This is a genomic window from Yersinia sp. 2466 StPb PI, assembly GCF_041538325.1.
Lineage (GTDB): Bacteria > Pseudomonadota > Gammaproteobacteria > Enterobacterales > Enterobacteriaceae > Yersinia > Yersinia enterocolitica_E.
Genome location: NZ_JAULSL010000001.1, coordinates 651,637 through 669,419 on the forward strand (window position 1 = coordinate 651,637; position 17,783 = coordinate 669,419).

Here is a 17,783-nt window from a genome sequence, read left to right on the forward strand (position 1 = left end):
ACCTCTCACCATGAAAATAACGTTATCTCCAACAGTGGCAGAAATGTCACCCGGCGAACAACGCACTATCCGACGTGCCCTGAACCTGCTGGCAAGACAGTTGCGGGAGCCGGGTGTCGCGTTTACCTCCACCCACGTGACCTGCGACTGGCTGCGCCTGCATCTGACCGGGCTCGAGCGCGAAGTCTTCATCGTGCTGTGGCTCGACAATCAAAACCGTCTGCTGGCTCAGGAGACGTTGTTTACCGGCACTATCAACAGTACTACCGTTCACCCACGTGAGTTGGTGAAGTCGGCCATGAAGCACAATGCGGCGAGTGCCGTACTGGCGCACAACCATCCGTCCCAATTGGCCGAGCCCAGTCAGGCCGATCGACAGATCACCGACAGGCTGGTCAACGCGCTGGGCCTGGTTGATGTGAGAGTGCTAGATCATCTGGTTGTTGGCGGTCTGGATATCGTGTCATTTGCTGAACGCGGCTGGTTGCCACATTAATGAAACATCATGGGCTAACCTACCTGCATATTGATGCTTTGCCCGGTTTCGCCACATTCAACGGATGATACCACCGCTCGTCTCCTGACGTAATTCAACGCCATCCATCATGAGAACACCCCCATGAAACCACGTTCCACCCCACCGGGCGCATTGCCCGTACCTGTTATTTATCAACAACTGCTCGCTTTCCTGCTGGAGCACCATTACGGCCTGAGCCTCAACGATACGCCCTATCACGATGAACAGGCGATTGCACAACAGATAGAACAAGGGATTTCAGTCGGCGACACCATCAACACACTGGTTGAGAAATATGCCTTAGTGCGAATTGGTCGTAACGGGTTCAATGCATTGGCGCAGGACCCGATGCTGAGTAAGGGCGATATCGCCCGTGCTCGCCAGGCCGCAGGTCTGTGGCGTGCGCATTTTCCGCCAACGTTGCTGTACCCAACCGAGTCCCTCAATCCTATTCCACAGAGACCGTTAACATGAATAACCACATGACTACTTCCCCAACATGGGGCCTGCAATGTGATATTACGCCGCGGTTGGGGGCCCGACTGGTTCAGGAGGGAACGCATCTGCATTTTCTGAGCGACAGAGCCCACATTGTCGGCACCTTTTCCCTTGAAGCCACTCAGGCTCTTGATGCAGCGTTTCCCGCGCTGATAACCAAACTGGAATCGCAACTGCTGTCCGGTGCGCTGGATCCACGCCGTCAGCAAGGCATTACGGTTCGGCATGGAGAATGGGTCTGTGACGCGGATACGCTGGGCAGTCACGGTTATGTCTATATCTCGGTATATCAGAAACTGGCTTGAACAGCAGACACTGGCACCTGAAACATCCCTCTTCCTCGACGCCAACAACAATAGTTGGCGTTTTGCTTTTATGGAGTTCCTACGATGTCTACTTCACTCAGCACAGTTATCGATGAGCCACAGGTTCTAACCGGCCATACCGATGTGATTTGCTCCACCAGTATTGAACGTATCATCACCGTGCGTAACACCGCGCTGGTGCAGATTGAGGCCCTAATCCACCAGCTTGAGGATATTTCAGCAATAACCAACAGCATTGGTGGTGGAATTGCAAAGGACTGGGCCATGCGACAAGATTTCCGCTGCGGCTGCTGGCTAATGGAGAAAACAGAAACGGCCATGAAAGCGATTATCCGCAATCTCGATCGCGGTATATGGCAAGATCTGATGAAGAAATCGGGCATGCTCAGTTTGATGGACGCCCAGGCCCGTGACCAGTGGTACAGAAACCTTGAGGGAGATAATATTCCTACCATCAGCGAGGAAAGCATTTACAGCACATTTGAGCAGTTGCACCGTGATAAGGATAACGTATTTGAGCGAGGGGTGATTAATGTGTTCAAGTCGCTATCATGGGATTACAAGAGCAACCATCCTTGTAAGTTTGGCAAGAAAATTATCGTCAACAATTTGGTGAGTTACACCCAGTGGGGATTTACCCTGAACCACAGCTACCGGCGGGATCAACTGGCGGATCTTGAACGGATGTTGTTCCTGCTCGAGGGCAAGGCGATCCCGGACAACCGGGGAGATGTGACAACTCGGCTGTATGAACATATGAGTGCCAATCGGCAGACGACGAAAGTTTATGAAGACGATTATTTTGCGATAAAATATTTTATGAAGGGCTCAGCGCATCTGACATTTAGGAAACCTGGGTTGATGGACAAGATGAACGATATCATCGCTAAACATTACCCAAGCGTATTGCCAGAACGGGTATAGGCCAGCGGTGCATGTTAGGTTGTATTAGCTGTGACTTTATCTAACGGTGCCCTCTGGTAGGGCACTATTAAATTTGACCCTCGGATAAGTGCCAGAAGCGGAAGTAGCTAATAGCATTTAGTTGGATAAACGGGGGAGCTGATCAACAGGGTACGCCCCCTCAATCCCAGAACCTTCAGGAAACAGCGATGTATCCGCTCAATGAAACCCTCAGCAAAGCACGACGTCAGGACTGCCGCTGAACTACACGTTGTGGGCAGTGGATTCGGCAACCCACGTCTGAATAAGTTATTTCCTGTTAACTGACGATGCGACTGGTTTGAGCGCATTTTGCTCTAAGCAAAGTGGCTGATACTTGAGTAATCAGGACCATTCCTCATCTTATCACCTGCAAAAAAAAGAATATCTTCAAATATAACAACTTGATAAAAAAGAGTTATTAATATTACCCAGATATCTAGCCATTCAATTAAAAGAGATGGATTGATTGAAAATTGGGCACCATGAAGGTAACTTAATGAATCCTATAATTACATATGGAAACATTAAGACATGTCCAGATGCACAGCGCCAAGACAAGGGCACCGCTCTGCAAGCGCACGAGCAAATTGCCCAGCATGCGGAAGTCGCTTTAGCAGCTACCGCTCCTATTCCACCACTTCCTATTCTCCTGCCGGAGGCAATGGAGGAGGCGGTGGAAGTAACTCTTCCGGACTCAGCAGAAGTAAACCTCGCTGGTCTCCGGCAGGTTCATCCGTGTTATACACACCAAACGAGATCCGCTCTCTTACTCCGATACGTGAAACCGTTGAGACACGAGCAGCACAGCAACCCGATCTTCGCGACGTCTTTCTATGCCACGCATGGGATGACAGGCAAGGCGCGGCAAAGGAATTACATGACTTACTTGAAGCAGCTGGCGTAAAAGTCTGGTTCAGTGAGAAAGATCTCGGACTAGGGGTACCGATGATGCGGGCCATCGATAAGGGACTGGCAAATTCGCGGATCGGACTTGTGTTGGTAACGCCGGCGTTGCTCAACAGGCTTCCCAAAGAAGGCGTTGTGGACAAGGAGCTATCAGCACTTTTAGCGGGTAACCAACTTGTGCCTATCGTGCATAACACAACCTATGAAGAACTTCGTAATGTGAGTCCTTTGCTTGCTTCACGTAGTGGCTTAGACACGGGCGAAGACACCATGGCCGTTGTCGCGTCCAAAATCGCCGAGCTGGCGACCCTGTAGTGGTCTAGTTCGCCAGGAATAATCGACCCGGGTGTAAGAGTGTTCAGGTTTAAACTATCACTAACTACGGCAGGCCTGTGAATCAGGCCTTCCGTCTGTCGAAAAAACGAAGGAAAGAAACTGATATGAATCATGACGGCATCGTGGAGAAAAAAGCTAACCGGGGTAAAAGGTCTCGATTCACCTCTTTTTCACCATTGGTATATACAATTTTTTACCTTATCAACATTATCGTATTCACTTTTATATACTCTTTTTGTTTTAAAAACGACTTTGACCATTCACCCATCAGTTTCGTACAGTCATTATATTTTAGCATCGTGACCATCACAACTTTAGGATATGGTGATATCACACCAAAATTAGACGCCTCTCCATTACTTCTCACCATATCAGCACAAGTGGTTTTTGGTGTTGTATTTATTGGCCTATTTTTGAATGCCATCTCCCACCAATTAAGTGACAGGAAGGACTTTGCCAGACAAGAAGAAGAGAAAGAAACTGAAGAGAAGAACCTTTCTAAACTGCTAACGATTCTTAAGCCAGTGGTCATTGAATTTCTTGGGAGCCTTGCTGAAACCTATAAGGTCACGACAACACAGCATGGTGACACTCTGGTCGCTAATCCTCGGGAACTGTTCAATCAAAGTTACTATGACCAAATTTGCAGGCAAGATTTTTTATCTGATGAAACGAGGTACGGGAAAGGGAGGATGTTATGGGGGAACTACATCGATCAGGAAAACTCAAAATTCAGTTCTGGAATCGATGACTTCCTGAACAAATATGCCACAAAATTGCCTATAGAAATAATTGCGCTGCTAGCTGCATTAAAATTACATCCATTCCTTGAGCACGGTAAAACCGCTCTGAAAATGAGAAGCCTAAATTTACCTAATGGAATGATATTTCCAAAAGTTAACCTGCTTACCATGGAGCACAGCAGTGTAAACATGCCCAATAAACCGAAAACTATTAGTGAGTTTCATGAGGACCTATTGACTTTAATTGATCTCATTAATGGAAAAACTCAGGGTGATGACATGGTGATGAGAATCGATTTGAGAAAAGGAGTAACAGCACCTCCGGTTGGATCAGCGATTGGCGAAATAATTAGTTTTGGACCCGCGTAAATTTAAAGAGGCTAACACGTATTTAACGGCAGAAGTTGCGGTCGATGTCCACGGCTTTTTTCTCTTTTGCGCATGTTCTTCAATAAATGTCTAATCTCCGCTCATACCGGCGATGAGCCCTCCCAGCTCAAGTCGTTTAAAGCACACAGGCTAATCGCCACGTGAATGAACCGTGCATTAGCTTTCAGATCCGAGCCACCAGGCCCGAAACGCAGCTTCTGGCGGTTCGGCGTAGCTTTCCGGTTCGCCGGTTAGCGAAGTCGGGCTGACGACCCGTTAAAGCGGGGAGCCGAAGGAGGCCATACGCATTGTATCATTGGTGACGTTAAAATCAGAATGAATGCATCCGGTAATACAGTGGCAGCACAACAGCCGAAACGACATCTGACCGAGCCTCGATAACGGTGATCAGGCATAACAAACACCTCCCGATCACGCCCCGCAAGCTTCGCCCGGAAAAATTCGCCAGACACCGAAGATGAGTCAAAGGTCGTGCCTGTTGGATAGCGATAATCAATCGCCAGCACCGCCTCGGCAAGAATCTGGCTGTCTTTAGCCATGACGTAATTGCCCTGCGTATCTGGCCTGCTCCCCGTTGACTCAAACAGAACGCTGTTAGCAATGTCCGCTCCTCCCTCTTAGCGGACTATGGTCAAGGTTGTTGGCAATTGGGGGCCAATGATAAAAGCTTTTTGGCCTGCCTAAACCTTGCTTTGATAGCCATATTGATGTTGTACTTATATGGCTCTGTACCCACTTGCGGTGTCTGATTTTTGTACGGATTTTTGTTTGTGGGTATAAGTGCGGGTACAAGCTCTTAGTTTTAAAAATAAATGATATTGATATCAGTAGGTTGTATGATATATGCGAGTCCGGCCTTCGCACTATTAGTATGTAAAGAGACGTCTACGAGCGTCTTTTGTATATCTATAACCCAGTCCCCACGGGGCTTTCTCTCTTTTCAGTCCACCGATGTCAATCTGAGTTACCCCACATCAACCTGCTTGTGTATATGTAGGTTCGATAATGTTTATACTGCCGAGCTTGAAGCTAAAGTTTATAAGCCCACAGATGGCGACGTTATGGTTATGGTTGAAGGAATGCATAGAGAGGTAGATGAGCCATTAAGAACGTAGCTCTGTACGTGCGGCTTATATCCATAAAGCTGAGCGATCCAATGGGGGCTGATTATTTAGATGCCAACCGGGAACGGATGATTAGGCCGTTTGATTTTGCCAAGAAAAATGACCTGTAAAGATCACCGATGGCGGATAATTCTGATTAGTCAGCTGGTTAGCCATCGACAAAAGGGGCGTTAGCCCCAGTAGTTAATTAAGACGGAACTTATTTACGATCTTTATTCGCTTGTGCTAATACAGAGGCTGCTAGCTGCTTTGTCAATGCACAGGAATTTGGGTTATCAAGTGCAACCGATGCTTTATGTTCCATTTCTCCACTTGTCTGATTTGGTGTTCCTCGTTGGGAGAGAGCAGAACCAGCAAGGCTTTTCTGGATTGCAGAAGCGTTAGGGTCATTTAAAGTCTTCGCAGCAACGGAAGCTACATTGCCAGATGTTTGTTTTGTATTTTTACTCATGGCCTGAATCCTTATAAGAGAAGTATTGATGTAGCATATATGGTATCTTGTTTTTATATAGACACAATATATGGTGTTAATCCTAATATTTAGTGGTTAATTTTTCAATAGTAACTCAGACGGTTTACTGGACTAAATTACAGTTAGTAGAATGTTCAGTATTTTATGTTGAAAATATGACTTAAAATGATGTTATTTGGATTTGTTAACTACTTTATTGAGATGAGCGCACAGACTTGAATGTTTGGAGTCATAATTTAAATCTATGAAATGTGATGCTCTAATTGATCCTGGATTATGCAAAATAATTGAGCTATAAATTAAATGTCAGTAAATTATTCATATCTAATACTGACATAGCGTTTAACAGCTTCGACCATCTGGGTTCCCGCTGTAGGTTCTCCAGTCCTTGTCCAATATCGCGTAAATATAACAGCTCTCCAGGCAGGGAGGGAAGGTTATAATACAGAAAATAATACACTAGCTATTAATATAAAATAATATGAGCGTGACGCAAAAATCTTCTTAGTCAATATATTGGATATATGAATATAAAAATAGTGTGCGCATTATGTTTATATAAACGTTACTTATAGTGTATTTTGTAGTGAGAGTACGATAATTAAAGTAGGGGTAATTGAATAATAAATGGTGTTAAAAAGAAATAAAGTAAATTAAATTGCATTTAATTCATTATTTAATATGGCTCTGATCTTTATTCTCATGGAAGAGAGATTGTAAATCCGATGGTCGGTCGGCGGTCAACTCTTCCGACTTGCGACAATACAGAAATATTTATGCTGGACTGGTACTGAAACACGGTATTGAGTGCAGACTTACTGTTGGGGATCTCTCGACAAGCTTGAGCTCAAGCTCATAGTGAGTGGTAAATAAAAACGGAACGGCCAGTTTTTGACTAGGTAGACGGTAAATGAGCATATTAAGCAATAAAATTTATGGATTTTGGGGAGGATGAGCGGCCCCCCTTTGGCAAGTTAGCCTTGCTCTACAGGTGGAGCCGTGAGTTATTGATAGGTTTCTCCGATAAAGCCCTGGTGAGGCGAAATCAGTATTTGCAGACAGAGCAGGCCAAACAGATAACATTCACGAGATAAGTTGGTATTTTTTAGCTCTGTCACATTAAATATAAACACTTAACGCCATTGTGGGAACGGGTGAAAACCACTCTTGTAACACTTTAAGAAAAGTGATATTAAAATCAGTTGGAGTTTATTAATTTGATTGCAATTTGAATTATTAATATAGGAAGGTATGTTACGAAAATGAATATTAACGTCACGGATACGCCAAACCCACAAGACGAAGAGTATGTCATTGATAGTCTTTGGGCTCACAATAATAAAACTGAAGCTGTAGACATTCATCCGCTATTCTTAACGGTTACCAACGACAACGGCAAAATTGTAGCAGGATTGGTTGCCAGAACCTGGTGGGGTGGGCTTGAGGTCCAGTATCTTTGGGTCAGTGATGAATATCGTAAAAGTGGCTATGGTCGCCAATTAATGGAAAAAGCAGAAGAAGAAGCCATAAAACGCGGTTGTCATATGGCTTATGTAGATACTTTCGATTTCCAGGCCAGAGGTTTTTATGAAAAGTTAGGCTATCGTGTCTATGGCGATTTAGGTGGATATGCCAAAAAACATACTCGGCACTATCTGGCAAAAGAAATTTAACCGGTTTTAATCGGCGAGGTCGTAATGGATTTGCCCGATAAAAATAATGAAATTTATTTCAAGGGCCTTATTGCCATGATGGAGCACCTCAGTGAGCCATGGGGCATTAAAGATCTCAATTCCCGCCATATCTATATGAACAAGGCAGCCTATCTTTATACCAATACACCATTGAACTTTGAGATAGAGGGGAAGCTGGACGATGAGTTTCCTGCTAACTGGGCTGAATTTTCTCCCGAGTTTATGGAGCATGATAAGAGAACCGAAGAGTCACAAGATCGGGTTACTGTCATAGAAACACATTATTGGTATGGTAAAGATACTCTGACCCCCTTTATCAGTGAAAAACTGCCTATTTATAATGATAAAAAAGAAGTCATTGGTGTTATGTGGAGTGCCAAACCGCTTAATACGTTATCTCCACTCAAATACATAAACCAACAAAAACCAAGCGTCCTGACCACCGAAATTAATAGTAAGACTTTTACCCGCGCTGAGCTTGACGTTATATTTTTAATGTTGCAAAGACTTTCTGTTAAAGAGATCGCTAAGATATATAATATCAGCACTAAAACAATAGAAAACAGAATATATACTATTTATCAAAAATCTGATGTCCACACGTTGCAACAGTTTGAGGAGTTTTGCAAATTTGCACATTTGGATAATTATATTCCGGATCGACTGGTAGCAAAAGGAATCCAGTTTATCTGAACTACAAGGGTGCACTTTATCGTGATCAAAATTGAAGACTATCCATTAAGCCGCGTGCCACAGGATAAAAGGGTTTCATTTTTAAGCGTTGCCATCGTTCACATGGGTATGCTGACCGCGCTGGATCAATTTATGCTGGGGGCGGTGCTGGGTAACTCCATGACACTGACTGATGCATTCACCGCAATCCTTATTGGCAGCATAATATTTGGTGTGGTGACCTACGGTCTTGGGCTGGCCGGTATGCGTGAAGGGATCTCCGGTAGCCTGTTGGCTCGCTGGTGTGGCTTTGGTCGCTTAGGCTCAGTACTGATCGGGATTGTGGTGGCCGTGAGTTTATTGGGTTGGTTTGGTATACAAAACGCTATTTTTGCCAAATCGCTTGATTTCGCGCTGGGTAATAAACTGGGATTCGGATTCGCGGCAGCTTTATCGGGTAGCCTGCTGACTATCTTGGTGGCATTTGGTTTTAAGGCATTGCGCATCGCCGCACGTATTGCGGTTCCGATGTTTATTTTGCTGGTGGCTTATATCTCTATTAGTACGCTGTCCGGGCATAATTTGCATGAAATTATGCAGTTGATACCACCGGGTGATCCTCTGTCTATCAGCGCAGGTATCACTATCGTTGTCGGGGGCGCTATCGTGGCAAGCTTGATGACCCCTGACCTAACGCGTTATTCCAAAAATGGGAAGCATGTGTTGGGTGTGACGATTTTCACCATTGTGGCCGGGGAGTTCGTGGTCAATGGCCTGGCTATCTTGATTGCTAAAACGCTCGGAACGGCTGATGTGGTGACTATTATGTCTCAGGCCGCGGGTGGTGCAGGCTTGCTGGTGGTGGTGTTCTCAACATTAAGAGTTAATGACCTTAATCTGTACTCTTCGTCCCTCGGTATCGTCAATGCGGTCGAGGGGCTGACCGGGAAAAAACTGAAATACACCTTAACCACGTTAGTTATCGGCGTGCTGGGTACGACACTTTCCGTGTTAGGGATTTTGGATCGGTTTGTGGATTTCCTTACGGTGCTAGGCGTGGTATTCCCGCCGATTATCGGCATCATGCTGGTGGACTATTTTGTGTTGCGCTCTCATCGCAATATTCTGGATAAGAGTCGACTGGAAGGGAAACTCCCTGACGAAACCCAAACACCAGTTATCGGTTGGGTTGCCATTATTGCCAGTATTGTCGGCAGTGTTATCGGATTGGTGACTGAGTGGGGGATTCCAACCATTAACTCGCTGGTTGCCGCCAGCTTGATATATTGGCTATTCAAAGTGGCAGTCAGTCGTAATCAAAAAAGTATTGAATCAGAAAAAGCGATTTAACGGTATTCTGAATACTCCTCGCAGTGCGGGGAGTATTTGGAAATCCATTCATTACCTGCTCGCGTTCAAACTACTGATACAGCCTCGGTAAACTTTCAATCTACCTTGCTATTCCATCTGATTCTTTTTGAGGATACTTTGCCGTTGCTAGCTCTGGCCTATGCTTCTTTCTACTATCGCCATAATCAACTCAAATAGCTCAGATTTTGCCTGTGAGGCGGTGATTTCGCCGCTAGCAGCAGAACACGATAACCCTTCTGCTGCACCTAGCAATGCCCATAGGCTGGCATCTGAAATCAGATTCCCTTTAGCATAGGGCGCGAGTATATTCCGGCATTTGTGGATGTACGCCTTAGAATATTCACGTTTCATCTCATCCAGCTCAGGCGTGCCTTTTAATGCTGCAATGACCCCAGAGATTTCCTGCCCCTGAAGCAGGACACAGTCAATATATGATGAGGCGGTCACGGTGGCGATAGCAGTGAGTGTTGGCTCGCATTGCGCAATGGCCGCATCCATCAATGTGGTTTGGCGGCTATCAAACTCTTTATAAAGTTCGGCAAAAAGTCCAGCTCGGGTGCCGAAATGGTCATAAACCACCGGTTTAGTGACGCCGGAGCGCTCAGCAAGGCGGCCTAGCGTCAGGGCTTCAGTGCCTTCTTCCCGCACCAGTTGCCATGCTGTATTCATTAATTGGTGGTAACGCTCTTCACGCGATAGGCGAAGTCGTGACGATACATTCTTTTTGCTAGTTGACATGCTTATATACCAAAGGTAACTTACCAACAGTAACTTACTAATGGTATATAGATTACGCCAACGGCATTTTAATGGCAATCAGGAGTCAGATTATGCATTCACTTATCGTTACCTCACATCCGCTTCATGAATCACTCACTAACAGTGTTGCACGACAGATTGCAGCGGGGTTGGTTGCATCGGATTCTACACACACTTATGAGATTGCCGATATTGCTACCGAAGGTTTTGACCCAAGGTTTACCGCAGTGGATATTGCTGCTTTTAATCGGCAAGCTTCGCTGGCGGATGATGTGCTGGCGGAGCAACAGAGGATTGAGCGAGCAGATGCGCTGGTATTAGTGTTCCCAATTTACTGGTGGTCGATGCCCGCATTGTTAAAAGGATGGATTGATCGCGTGTTTTCCAATGGCTGGGCCTATGATGACGCGGGGGAGTTGATCAAAAAGCTGACGCATCTGCCAGTACATATCATTGGAATCGGTGCGGCCGCGCATAAGACTTATATCAATCATGGCTTTGCCGAAGCGATGAAAATACAGATTGAGCACGGTATTTTCAATTTCTGCGGTGCACCGGTGATGAGTTCAACCGTGTTACTGCTGCCAGACTTAGGTGGCCCTGGTCCGGTACTTGAAGCCGCATATAATATGGGTACCAATATCTTTGCCTGCGAGACAGCAGCAGGATGATGGCCTGAAAGTTAGTGATTCCACTTCCGTTTATCCTCCATGGAGAAGTGGAATCAACTAGATTTAATTACGCAATTGGCAACGTTTTTCGCGTTTTTTTAGGCTTCAGATAACGTGAAGGCCAGATCTCCGCAGGATGTAATTCCAGCACCTGTGCAATCAAGTTTTCGCCCTTCGGCCAATGGCGCAACAGCGTATTCGCCAGCGTTGAAGAGGCCAGCCCTGACTCTCGGGAAAGTGCCGCCATCGTTGTACCGCGTTTTTTCAAACCCGCGATAATATCTGCCGGATGCCAGTCTTGTTTATCCATAATGTTTAATCCTCCATGTGATGTGTTCGAGTAATTATCCTATCCGCGTAAAAATATCCCAAAACAGGATATTTTTGGGGTATGGATTGTTGTGGTTAATTTAGATTTTGTATGGTTATCCGAGTTAGGGCTGAAGATATATTGGGGAGGATAGGGTACCCATACCCCACAACACCTGGCATAGTTAACGCATTCAATAAAATGACTCACTAATTTTGGGTGACGATGCATGGCGGCGGTAAATCACTGGACGCGGGATCAATTGTTAGTTGCTTTTACACTGTATAGCCAAATTCCCTTTGGCAAATTGCATTCCAGAAATCCCGATATTATTCATTACGCCGCGTTAATTGGCAGAACCCCTTCGGCACTCGCGATGAAGTTGGTCAATTTAGCCAGTCTGGACCCTTTTATTACTGACTCAGGCCGCAGTGGTTTAACGAGTGTCTCTAAGGCCGACCGAGCTTTATGGCTGGAATTGAATGAGAATGCTGAAGTTTTTGAATTGCAATGCCAACAGGCGATGAGTGAGTTAGAAAAGCCGATTACCCAACTATTTGATAGTAATATTAAAGTTGATAATAGTATTAACGCTGACAGTGGTATTAAAGACTTTAGTGGCGGCGAAAGAACTACGATTATTAAAGCTAGGGTCGGTCAGCAATTATTTCGTAAAAATGTACTGCACATCTATGACAATCGTTGCTGTATTACTGAACTAGAAGTACCTGCATTACTCGTTGCCAGCCATATTCGCCCATGGAGTCACGGCGCTGAACATCGGCTTAATCCCAGTAATGGTCTGTGCCTTTCAAGCTTGCACGACCGGGCCTTTGATCAGGGATTAATCACCTTTAATGAGCATCTGGAAATGGTGTTATCCCCTCTGATCAAAAAACTCAAAAGCAGTATCAGTGAAGATAATTTCGCTAAATATGAAGGGCGGAAGCTGCGTTTACCGGTTAAGTTTTCCCCCGATGAAGGGCAGATGGCGTATCACCGCCAGAATATCTTCATAAAATAGAGCATGCTGACAAAGTGAAATGAAGGGGATACTTACTGTTGGGGCAATAGTGGCGTAAGCCACCGTGCACTCTGAGTGCGGTAAACCCTTCATTCACTGCGCCAGGAATCGCGTTGTTATAAACCTCAGTGTGTCAGGTTTATTTCAACAAGAACGACTGACCCTGTTTCAGCACTAAATCACAGGCTTTGGTTTTGATTTTTTCAGTGATTTGCTCACTGCCCAGATCGTTCAAATTCAAACTCTTACCTTCACCGGTTTTCAGTAATCCGCCTAAACCTTCCTGATAGTCCTGGCTCTTGGCATTTTCGGTACTGGTGATACCCAGTTTACTCATCAATTGGTCTTTAATCGCCGAAGTGCCATTGGCCGACAGTACATTATTTTGTACGCAATATTGCAATATACCGGCAGCATTGGTCATGGTGCTGGCACTTAGCCCTTTATCGCCACCATTGAGTAAGCCGGTCAATGACGACAATGAAGATGAGCTATCACCCGATTTACTGTATTGGTCAGCAGCACTTTTTACTGAATCCAATAGGCTATTGGCGTGAACGGTAGCCGTCAGCAGCGTGGTAGAAAAAGCCAAAGCCAGCGCCAGGCGATAAGTGGTGTTCATAGAAACTCCTGTTTTACAGCGGCCTCACTGCCATGAGGCCGTGATACCACCAGAAAGACTGCTAATTATTTTCTTCGGCGCTAAGAATAACGCAAAGGAGACATTTTGCTGATAGGTGTTATCTGATAACGCGGCAACTTGCTGAATTACCACGGGCTTCATATCGCGTTTAAATTCCCCCTCTTAATGCCCATACCTTAGGCGCAAAACCTCCGGGTAAGGGTCAAAATAGCGCTGCTGGGCAAGATAGCTGTCGGGATATTCAGCTAAATAATGTTTGAGCAGGGTAATGGGGGCAAGCAGTGGCTGACTGCCTTGACGATAACGCAAAATCAGTTGTGCCAGCTCACTGCGTTGCCGGGGGCTGAGTTGGTTGCTGAAATAGCCTTGGACATGCTGCAAGACATTGGTGTGACCACGGCGCGAGGAGTGTTGGCTCATCAGGGCCATCAGCCGGTTACGGTATTCAAAAGCACATTCATTAATTGAAGGCCATTGGTCGATAGCCGCAACGAAACGCCCTAATTCACGGTAGGCAGGTTGCGAATGAGCTAGTAATAACAATTTATAGCGGCTATGGAAAGCGATCAGCCGGGCGCGGCTCATGCCTTGTTGCCATAGCTGATTAAACTCATGTAAGGCATAGATTCGTGCCACAAAATTCTCTTTCAGCTCAGGGTCACACAGGCGGCCATCTTCCTCAATGGGGAGCCACGGTAGTTGGCGCATTAATTCTTGAGTGAAAATACCAGTACCACTTTTGCGGTTATTTTTGCCATCGGTTTCATACACCCGCACTCGCTCCATGCCGCAGCTAGGGGATTTGGCGCAAACCACATAGCCGCTTAAATGCTGCAATCCCGCAATTCTTTTCGCGGAGAAGTCCTGCATGGCGCGGGTCAGGTCGGTTTCTGGTTGGTTACTAAAGCTGAGACGAATATCATCAGCGCCTGCTTTAACCAAGCGCAGCGCTGGGCGGGGCGAAGGCAGCCCGATTGCCATCTCAGGGCAGATCGGCTCAAAATGAACAAAAGGGGCCAACTCGTCCACGGCAAATGTTAGACGTTTATGCCCGCCATCGAAACGTACTTTCTCACCTAACAGGCAAGCGCTGATGCCGACGGCGATTTTGTCTGACATGGTTTTGCCTCATGATTTATCGTGATTACACTTATCTACTTTCATTATAGTTAAGGTCTAAGCATTTCCGGTACTGGTGATGATCAGTTTACTCATTAAGCATTTTGTTGATAGGTGTCATCTTATAACGCGGAATATTTGATTGTGACTAACCCAATAAATCGGGGCCAATAATCCTATAATTATCAGCCCCGGAGTAATACGAGTCAGTTTTTACCCTTCATTAGCGGCTGGCTTTGATTGGCGGAATTTACGTACTACTCGCAGGATTGGCGGCAGCACCAACACCACCACGGCCAGTATTAGCAAGCTTTTTGCAATAGGGCTCGACCACAAAATAGTGTAATTGCCATTGCTAATGGACAGTGCACGGCGCAGGTTTTGCTCCAGCATTTCGCCCAGAACAAAGCCTAAAATCAGCGGGGACATGGGGAAGTTCATTTTTCTCAGCAGATAGCCAAAGATACCCAATCCAACCATGAGCATCAGGTCGAAAGTGGTGCTGTGCACCGCATACACCCCCACCGCAGAGACTGCTGCAATGGCGGGGACCAGGAACCATAACGGAATGGTTAACATGCGGGTGAAGAAGCCAACCAGAGGTAGGTTCATCAGCAGTAATATAACGTTGGCTATCAACAGCGAGGCAATTAACCCCCAGACAATATCCGGTTGCTCGGTGAACATCGCAGGCCCCGGTGTGATGTTATACAGGGTCAATGCTCCCATCATTACCGCCGTAGTGCCTGAGCCTGGAACGCCCAGAGTGAGCATCGGAATAAAAGATCCACAGGCAGAAGCATTATTCGCCGCTTCAGGTGCGGCAACACCACGAATATCCCCTTTACCAAAACTATCGCTGTTACCACTGATGCGCTTTTCGGTCATGTAGGTCAGCGCACTGGCGATGGTTGCCCCTGCGCCCGGCAAAATCCCAACAAAGAAACCGATCACTGAAGATCGCAGTGTTGGCCCAACACATTCTGCCGCCTCTTTGCGGTTGAACATCAGGCGACCGGTTTTACGCACCAGTTTCTGGCCGGTACTGGTACTTTCCAGCATCAACAAGATCTCACTGACCGAGAACAAGCCGATCACCACCACGATAAATTGAATTCCATCAGAGAGGTGGACACTATCAAAGGTGAAGCGATAAACGCCGGTGTTTGCATCAACGCCTACTGTCGCCAACCCCAAGCCGATTAAGGCGGCGAGCAGTGATTTCAAGGGATTTTGGCTCATCATGCTGCCAAGGCAGGCGATAGCGAAGACCATTAACGCGAAATACTCCGAGGGTCCGAATGCCAGTGACCACTGTGCCAGTAGCGGTGCAAACAGAATGATCCCACCAATAGCCAAGAGTGAACCAACAAATGAGCTAACTGCTGAAATGGATAGCGCTACACCGGCACGGCCCTGCTGCGCCATTGGATAACCATCAAGGGCGGTCATGATAGCCGCGGCATCACCGGGGACATTAAGTAATATGGATGAGATGCGCCCACCATATTCACAACCGATATAAACCGTAGCCAGCAAGATCAGGGCAGACTCGGCGGGCAGTTTTAGGGCAAAAGCGAGTGGCAGCAAAATGGCCACGCCGTTGATCGGCCCCAGTCCTGGGAGTAAGCCAACAATGGTACCGATAAAGCAGCCTATCAGGGCAATCATCAGGTTTTGTGGTGTTAATGCCACCTCAAATCCTTGCGATAAATACATCCAAGTTTCCATCACAGCCTCGTTAGTTCAGCCAAACGCCAAGTGGTAGGGTGACATCAAGTAAATAGTCAAAGGCATAGAATAATGACGCGCCCAGGACCACGCCGGACAGCGCAGCGACCCATATTTTTGCCTCAAATAACAATGCGATGCTAAATGTTAGCAGGGCTGTCGCCAGCGGGAATCCAAGCGACTCAAACCCCCAGGCATAGAGCACCAGCGTAATCACCATCACCAACAGGCGATGCAATACTTTGGCGTGCGGCCATGCGATAACATCTGGTTTACGCAGCAGCAATAGCACCGCGCACAGTGTCATTAACGCCAGAATTGCCATCGGGAAAGGGCGCGGGCCTAGCGGCTCATAACTGTATTCGCTTTGAATTCCCCAGCCGATAAATAAGCCGCTGATACAGAGTAGGATCCAGATACTGGCAAAAATACGATCGCTCATGATCTTTCTCCTTAATTATTTGGCCAGCCCGAATGCTTTAGCTTGTTCACGATATTGTTCAATCTGTTTTTTGACATACACATCCAGCTCTTTGCCGGTCAGGTTGAACTCAAATAAGCCGCGTAATTCGCGCTGTTTTTTGAACTCGTCAGTTTGTACCAAGGTGTTAAAGGTCTCCGTCCACCATTGATATTCGGCATCACTGACCTTCGGCCCGAGATAGAAACCACGAATAATCGGCCACACTAAATTGAAGCCTTGTTCTTTAGCCGTAGGAATATTAGCCAGTTGGCCAGGCAGGCGTTGTTCTGCATAAACAGCCAATATCCGTAGTTTGTCGCCTGCCAGATAGGGCACCATTTCACTTAAGTCCCCGGACACCGCCTGAATATGGTTACCTAACAATGCGGTAACCGGTTCACCGCCACCCTCAAAGGCCACATAGCGCATTTTATGGGGATCGACGCCCACCTCACGGGCCAGTAACGCCGTTTTCATCCAGTCCTGGCTGCCAATCGAGGCACCGGCCCCGAATACCACGCTGTTAGGATCTTGTTTAAAGGCATCCATCAGATCTGTTAGCGTTTTATAGGGAGAGTCAGCCCGCACGGCGATCATGCCGTAATCAGTGCCAACGGCCGCCAACCACTTCACATCGTCAGGGCTATAACGGCCAAATTTATTTTGTGCCAGATTAAGTAAAGAGCCGCCGGAGAACGCGACCACGGTGCCAAACTCTGCTGGCCGTTGCGCCACGATGGCGTTATAGGCAACCGCTCCGACACCTCCTGGCATATAGCTGACCCGCATTGGGCGATCAATTGCTTTAGTCTCTTGCAGGGAAACCTGAATCAATTTACAGGTAAGATCAAAGCCGCCGCCGGGTTTGGCCGGCGCAATACATTCTGTTCTGCCAGGTGCCTCGATAGCCTGTGCCATTTGTGCTGTCAGTATCAGAATCGAGGCGGCTAAAGTGCGGGTAATTATCCTTTTCATCTTATTCCCTCATTATTTTCGTCTAAATTGTGAGCCTTCCCGCGATTGCGAGGTTGCTGAATTGTTAATAGATTAACCTTTCAGTTACCTTTCA

At 46.6% G+C, this 17,783-nt stretch carries 21 protein-coding genes and 1 pseudogene; 12 read left to right on the forward strand and 10 right to left on the reverse strand.

Annotated elements, in window-relative coordinates; genetic code table 11:
• Nucleotides 1–10 precede the first annotated feature (10 nt).
• From radC to Q2T72_RS03005, 7 genes and pseudogenes are all read left to right on the forward strand, one after another.
• Nucleotides 11–496, forward strand: a complete 486-nt coding sequence (gene radC / locus Q2T72_RS02975) for a DNA repair protein RadC (protein WP_265527424.1) — start codon at nucleotides 11–13, stop codon at nucleotides 494–496.
• Between the two features lie 123 nt (nucleotides 497–619).
• Entirely contained in the window at nucleotides 620–991 is a 372-nt protein-coding gene (locus Q2T72_RS02980) for a TA system toxin CbtA family protein (protein WP_372568619.1), read from the forward strand.
• Nucleotides 988–1,320: a type IV toxin-antitoxin system YeeU family antitoxin gene (locus Q2T72_RS02985; protein WP_372568620.1), complete on the forward strand. Its 333-nt coding sequence runs from the start codon at nucleotides 988–990 to the stop codon at nucleotides 1,318–1,320. The genes Q2T72_RS02980 and Q2T72_RS02985 overlap by 4 nt, the downstream gene beginning before the upstream one ends.
• A gap of 84 nt (nucleotides 1,321–1,404) precedes the next feature.
• The gene (locus tag Q2T72_RS02990) at nucleotides 1,405–2,265 is read left to right on the forward strand and encodes a DUF4942 domain-containing protein (protein ID WP_372568621.1); all 861 of its coding nucleotides are present in this window, start codon (nucleotides 1,405–1,407) and stop codon (nucleotides 2,263–2,265) included.
• A gap of 552 nt (nucleotides 2,266–2,817) precedes the next feature.
• Nucleotides 2,818–3,507, forward strand: a complete 690-nt coding sequence (locus tag Q2T72_RS02995) for a toll/interleukin-1 receptor domain-containing protein (protein ID WP_372568622.1) — start codon at nucleotides 2,818–2,820, stop codon at nucleotides 3,505–3,507.
• Between the two features lie 125 nt (nucleotides 3,508–3,632).
• Entirely contained in the window at nucleotides 3,633–4,640 is a 1,008-nt protein-coding gene (locus Q2T72_RS03000; RefSeq protein WP_372568623.1) for a potassium channel family protein, read from the forward strand.
• A gap of 1,086 nt (nucleotides 4,641–5,726) precedes the next feature.
• A pseudogene (locus tag Q2T72_RS03005) lies at nucleotides 5,727–5,895 on the forward strand (integrase); the annotation flags it as partial.
• Nucleotides 5,896–5,984: 89 nt separating this feature from the next.
• Here Q2T72_RS03005 and Q2T72_RS03010 read toward each other — a convergent pair.
• Both Q2T72_RS03010 and Q2T72_RS03015 read right to left on the reverse strand, forming a co-directional pair.
• Entirely contained in the window at nucleotides 5,985–6,236 is a 252-nt protein-coding gene (locus Q2T72_RS03010) for a hypothetical protein (RefSeq protein ID WP_372557899.1), read from the reverse strand.
• Between the two features lie 313 nt (nucleotides 6,237–6,549).
• Nucleotides 6,550–6,717, reverse strand: a complete 168-nt coding sequence (locus Q2T72_RS03015) for a POTRA domain-containing protein (RefSeq protein WP_193784737.1) — start codon at nucleotides 6,715–6,717, stop codon at nucleotides 6,550–6,552.
• 802 nt (nucleotides 6,718–7,519) lie between these two features.
• Between Q2T72_RS03015 and Q2T72_RS03020 the strand changes: the two genes are divergently transcribed.
• The 3 genes from Q2T72_RS03020 to Q2T72_RS03030 are packed head-to-tail and all read left to right on the forward strand — an operon-like array spanning nucleotide 7,520 to nucleotide 9,973.
• Nucleotides 7,520–7,930, forward strand: coding sequence for a GNAT family N-acetyltransferase (locus tag Q2T72_RS03020; protein WP_083160793.1), 411 nt, complete (start codon nucleotides 7,520–7,522; stop codon nucleotides 7,928–7,930).
• 24 nt (nucleotides 7,931–7,954) lie between these two features.
• A complete protein-coding gene (locus tag Q2T72_RS03025) occupies nucleotides 7,955–8,644 on the forward strand; it encodes a PAS and helix-turn-helix domain-containing protein (protein ID WP_083160791.1) in 690 nt (229 codons plus the stop codon).
• 21 nt (nucleotides 8,645–8,665) lie between these two features.
• Nucleotides 8,666–9,973 (forward strand): cytosine permease, encoded by a 1,308-nt coding sequence (locus Q2T72_RS03030; RefSeq protein ID WP_372568624.1) that lies wholly within the window; start codon nucleotides 8,666–8,668, stop codon nucleotides 9,971–9,973.
• Nucleotides 9,974–10,120: 147 nt separating this feature from the next.
• On the opposite strand, the gene Q2T72_RS03035 is transcribed toward Q2T72_RS03030, so the two are convergent.
• Nucleotides 10,121–10,663 carry a TetR/AcrR family transcriptional regulator gene (locus Q2T72_RS03035; RefSeq protein ID WP_372569848.1) on the reverse strand — a complete coding sequence of 181 codons (543 nt, stop codon included), beginning with the start codon at nucleotides 10,661–10,663 and terminating at the stop codon, nucleotides 10,121–10,123.
• 161 nt (nucleotides 10,664–10,824) lie between these two features.
• On the opposite strand from Q2T72_RS03035, the gene Q2T72_RS03040 reads away from it, so the two are divergent.
• Nucleotides 10,825–11,424, forward strand: a complete 600-nt coding sequence (locus Q2T72_RS03040) for an NAD(P)H-dependent oxidoreductase (protein ID WP_083160787.1) — start codon at nucleotides 10,825–10,827, stop codon at nucleotides 11,422–11,424.
• Nucleotides 11,425–11,491: 67 nt separating this feature from the next.
• Here Q2T72_RS03040 and Q2T72_RS03045 read toward each other — a convergent pair whose 3' ends face one another.
• Nucleotides 11,492–11,734, reverse strand: a complete 243-nt coding sequence (locus Q2T72_RS03045) for a helix-turn-helix transcriptional regulator (RefSeq protein WP_083160785.1) — start codon at nucleotides 11,732–11,734, stop codon at nucleotides 11,492–11,494.
• Nucleotides 11,735–11,963: 229 nt separating this feature from the next.
• Here Q2T72_RS03045 and Q2T72_RS03050 point away from each other — a divergent pair, with 229 nt between their 5' ends.
• Complete coding sequence (locus Q2T72_RS03050; RefSeq protein ID WP_083160783.1) at nucleotides 11,964–12,758, forward strand: HNH endonuclease; 795 nt, start codon at nucleotides 11,964–11,966, stop codon at nucleotides 12,756–12,758.
• A gap of 139 nt (nucleotides 12,759–12,897) precedes the next feature.
• Here the strand turns inward: Q2T72_RS03050 and Q2T72_RS03055 are convergent, their stop codons facing one another.
• The 6 genes from Q2T72_RS03055 to Q2T72_RS03080 form a co-directional block, all read right to left on the reverse strand.
• Nucleotides 12,898–13,380, reverse strand: coding sequence for a DUF2501 domain-containing protein (locus Q2T72_RS03055; protein ID WP_372557903.1), 483 nt, complete (start codon nucleotides 13,378–13,380; stop codon nucleotides 12,898–12,900).
• A gap of 24 nt (nucleotides 13,381–13,404) precedes the next feature.
• A complete protein-coding gene (locus Q2T72_RS03060; RefSeq protein WP_193784736.1) occupies nucleotides 13,405–13,542 on the reverse strand; it encodes a hypothetical protein in 138 nt (45 codons plus the stop codon).
• Between the two features lie 21 nt (nucleotides 13,543–13,563).
• Nucleotides 13,564–14,520, reverse strand: a complete 957-nt coding sequence (locus Q2T72_RS03065) for a 2-thiouracil desulfurase family protein (RefSeq protein WP_083160780.1) — start codon at nucleotides 14,518–14,520, stop codon at nucleotides 13,564–13,566.
• Between the two features lie 213 nt (nucleotides 14,521–14,733).
• Nucleotides 14,734–16,251 carry a tripartite tricarboxylate transporter permease gene (locus Q2T72_RS03070; protein ID WP_083160779.1) on the reverse strand — a complete coding sequence of 506 codons (1,518 nt, stop codon included), beginning with the start codon at nucleotides 16,249–16,251 and terminating at the stop codon, nucleotides 14,734–14,736.
• Nucleotides 16,252–16,261: 10 nt separating this feature from the next.
• The gene (locus tag Q2T72_RS03075) at nucleotides 16,262–16,693 is read right to left on the reverse strand and encodes a tripartite tricarboxylate transporter TctB family protein (protein ID WP_083160778.1); all 432 of its coding nucleotides are present in this window, start codon (nucleotides 16,691–16,693) and stop codon (nucleotides 16,262–16,264) included.
• Nucleotides 16,694–16,708: 15 nt separating this feature from the next.
• Nucleotides 16,709–17,689, reverse strand: coding sequence for a Bug family tripartite tricarboxylate transporter substrate binding protein (locus tag Q2T72_RS03080; protein ID WP_372568625.1), 981 nt, complete (start codon nucleotides 17,687–17,689; stop codon nucleotides 16,709–16,711).
• Between the last annotated feature and the right edge of the window lie 94 nt (nucleotides 17,690–17,783).

Bases quoted from the DNA above. Each gene is read 5' to 3' on its own strand.
- Q2T72_RS03070 (WP_083160779.1), bottom strand. From the start codon at position 16,251: ATGGAAACTTGGATGTATTTATCGCAAGGATTTGAGGTGGCATTAACA.
- Q2T72_RS03025 (WP_083160791.1), top strand. From the start codon at position 7,955: ATGGATTTGCCCGATAAAAATAATGAAATTTATTTCAAGGGCCTTATT.
- Q2T72_RS02985 (WP_372568620.1), top strand. From the start codon at position 988: ATGAATAACCACATGACTACTTCCCCAACATGGGGCCTGCAATGTGAT.
- Q2T72_RS03045 (WP_083160785.1), bottom strand. From the start codon at position 11,734: ATGGATAAACAAGACTGGCATCCGGCAGATATTATCGCGGGTTTGAAA.
- Q2T72_RS03040 (WP_083160787.1), top strand. From the start codon at position 10,825: ATGCATTCACTTATCGTTACCTCACATCCGCTTCATGAATCACTCACT.
- Q2T72_RS03035 (WP_372569848.1), bottom strand. From the start codon at position 10,663: ATGAATACAGCATGGCAACTGGTGCGGGAAGAAGGCACTGAAGCCCTG.
- Q2T72_RS02980 (WP_372568619.1), top strand. From the start codon at position 620: ATGAAACCACGTTCCACCCCACCGGGCGCATTGCCCGTACCTGTTATT.
- Q2T72_RS02990 (WP_372568621.1), top strand. From the start codon at position 1,405: ATGTCTACTTCACTCAGCACAGTTATCGATGAGCCACAGGTTCTAACC.
- Q2T72_RS03050 (WP_083160783.1), top strand. From the start codon at position 11,964: ATGGCGGCGGTAAATCACTGGACGCGGGATCAATTGTTAGTTGCTTTT.
- Q2T72_RS03075 (WP_083160778.1), bottom strand. From the start codon at position 16,693: ATGAGCGATCGTATTTTTGCCAGTATCTGGATCCTACTCTGTATCAGC.
- Q2T72_RS03055 (WP_372557903.1), bottom strand. From the start codon at position 13,380: ATGAACACCACTTATCGCCTGGCGCTGGCTTTGGCTTTTTCTACCACG.
- Q2T72_RS02995 (WP_372568622.1), top strand. From the start codon at position 2,818: ATGTCCAGATGCACAGCGCCAAGACAAGGGCACCGCTCTGCAAGCGCA.
- Q2T72_RS03010 (WP_372557899.1), bottom strand. From the start codon at position 6,236: ATGAGTAAAAATACAAAACAAACATCTGGCAATGTAGCTTCCGTTGCT.
- radC (WP_265527424.1), top strand. From the start codon at position 11: ATGAAAATAACGTTATCTCCAACAGTGGCAGAAATGTCACCCGGCGAA.
- Q2T72_RS03060 (WP_193784736.1), bottom strand. From the start codon at position 13,542: ATGAAGCCCGTGGTAATTCAGCAAGTTGCCGCGTTATCAGATAACACC.
- Q2T72_RS03065 (WP_083160780.1), bottom strand. From the start codon at position 14,520: ATGTCAGACAAAATCGCCGTCGGCATCAGCGCTTGCCTGTTAGGTGAG.
- Q2T72_RS03020 (WP_083160793.1), top strand. From the start codon at position 7,520: ATGAATATTAACGTCACGGATACGCCAAACCCACAAGACGAAGAGTAT.
- Q2T72_RS03080 (WP_372568625.1), bottom strand. From the start codon at position 17,689: ATGAAAAGGATAATTACCCGCACTTTAGCCGCCTCGATTCTGATACTG.
- Q2T72_RS03000 (WP_372568623.1), top strand. From the start codon at position 3,633: ATGAATCATGACGGCATCGTGGAGAAAAAAGCTAACCGGGGTAAAAGG.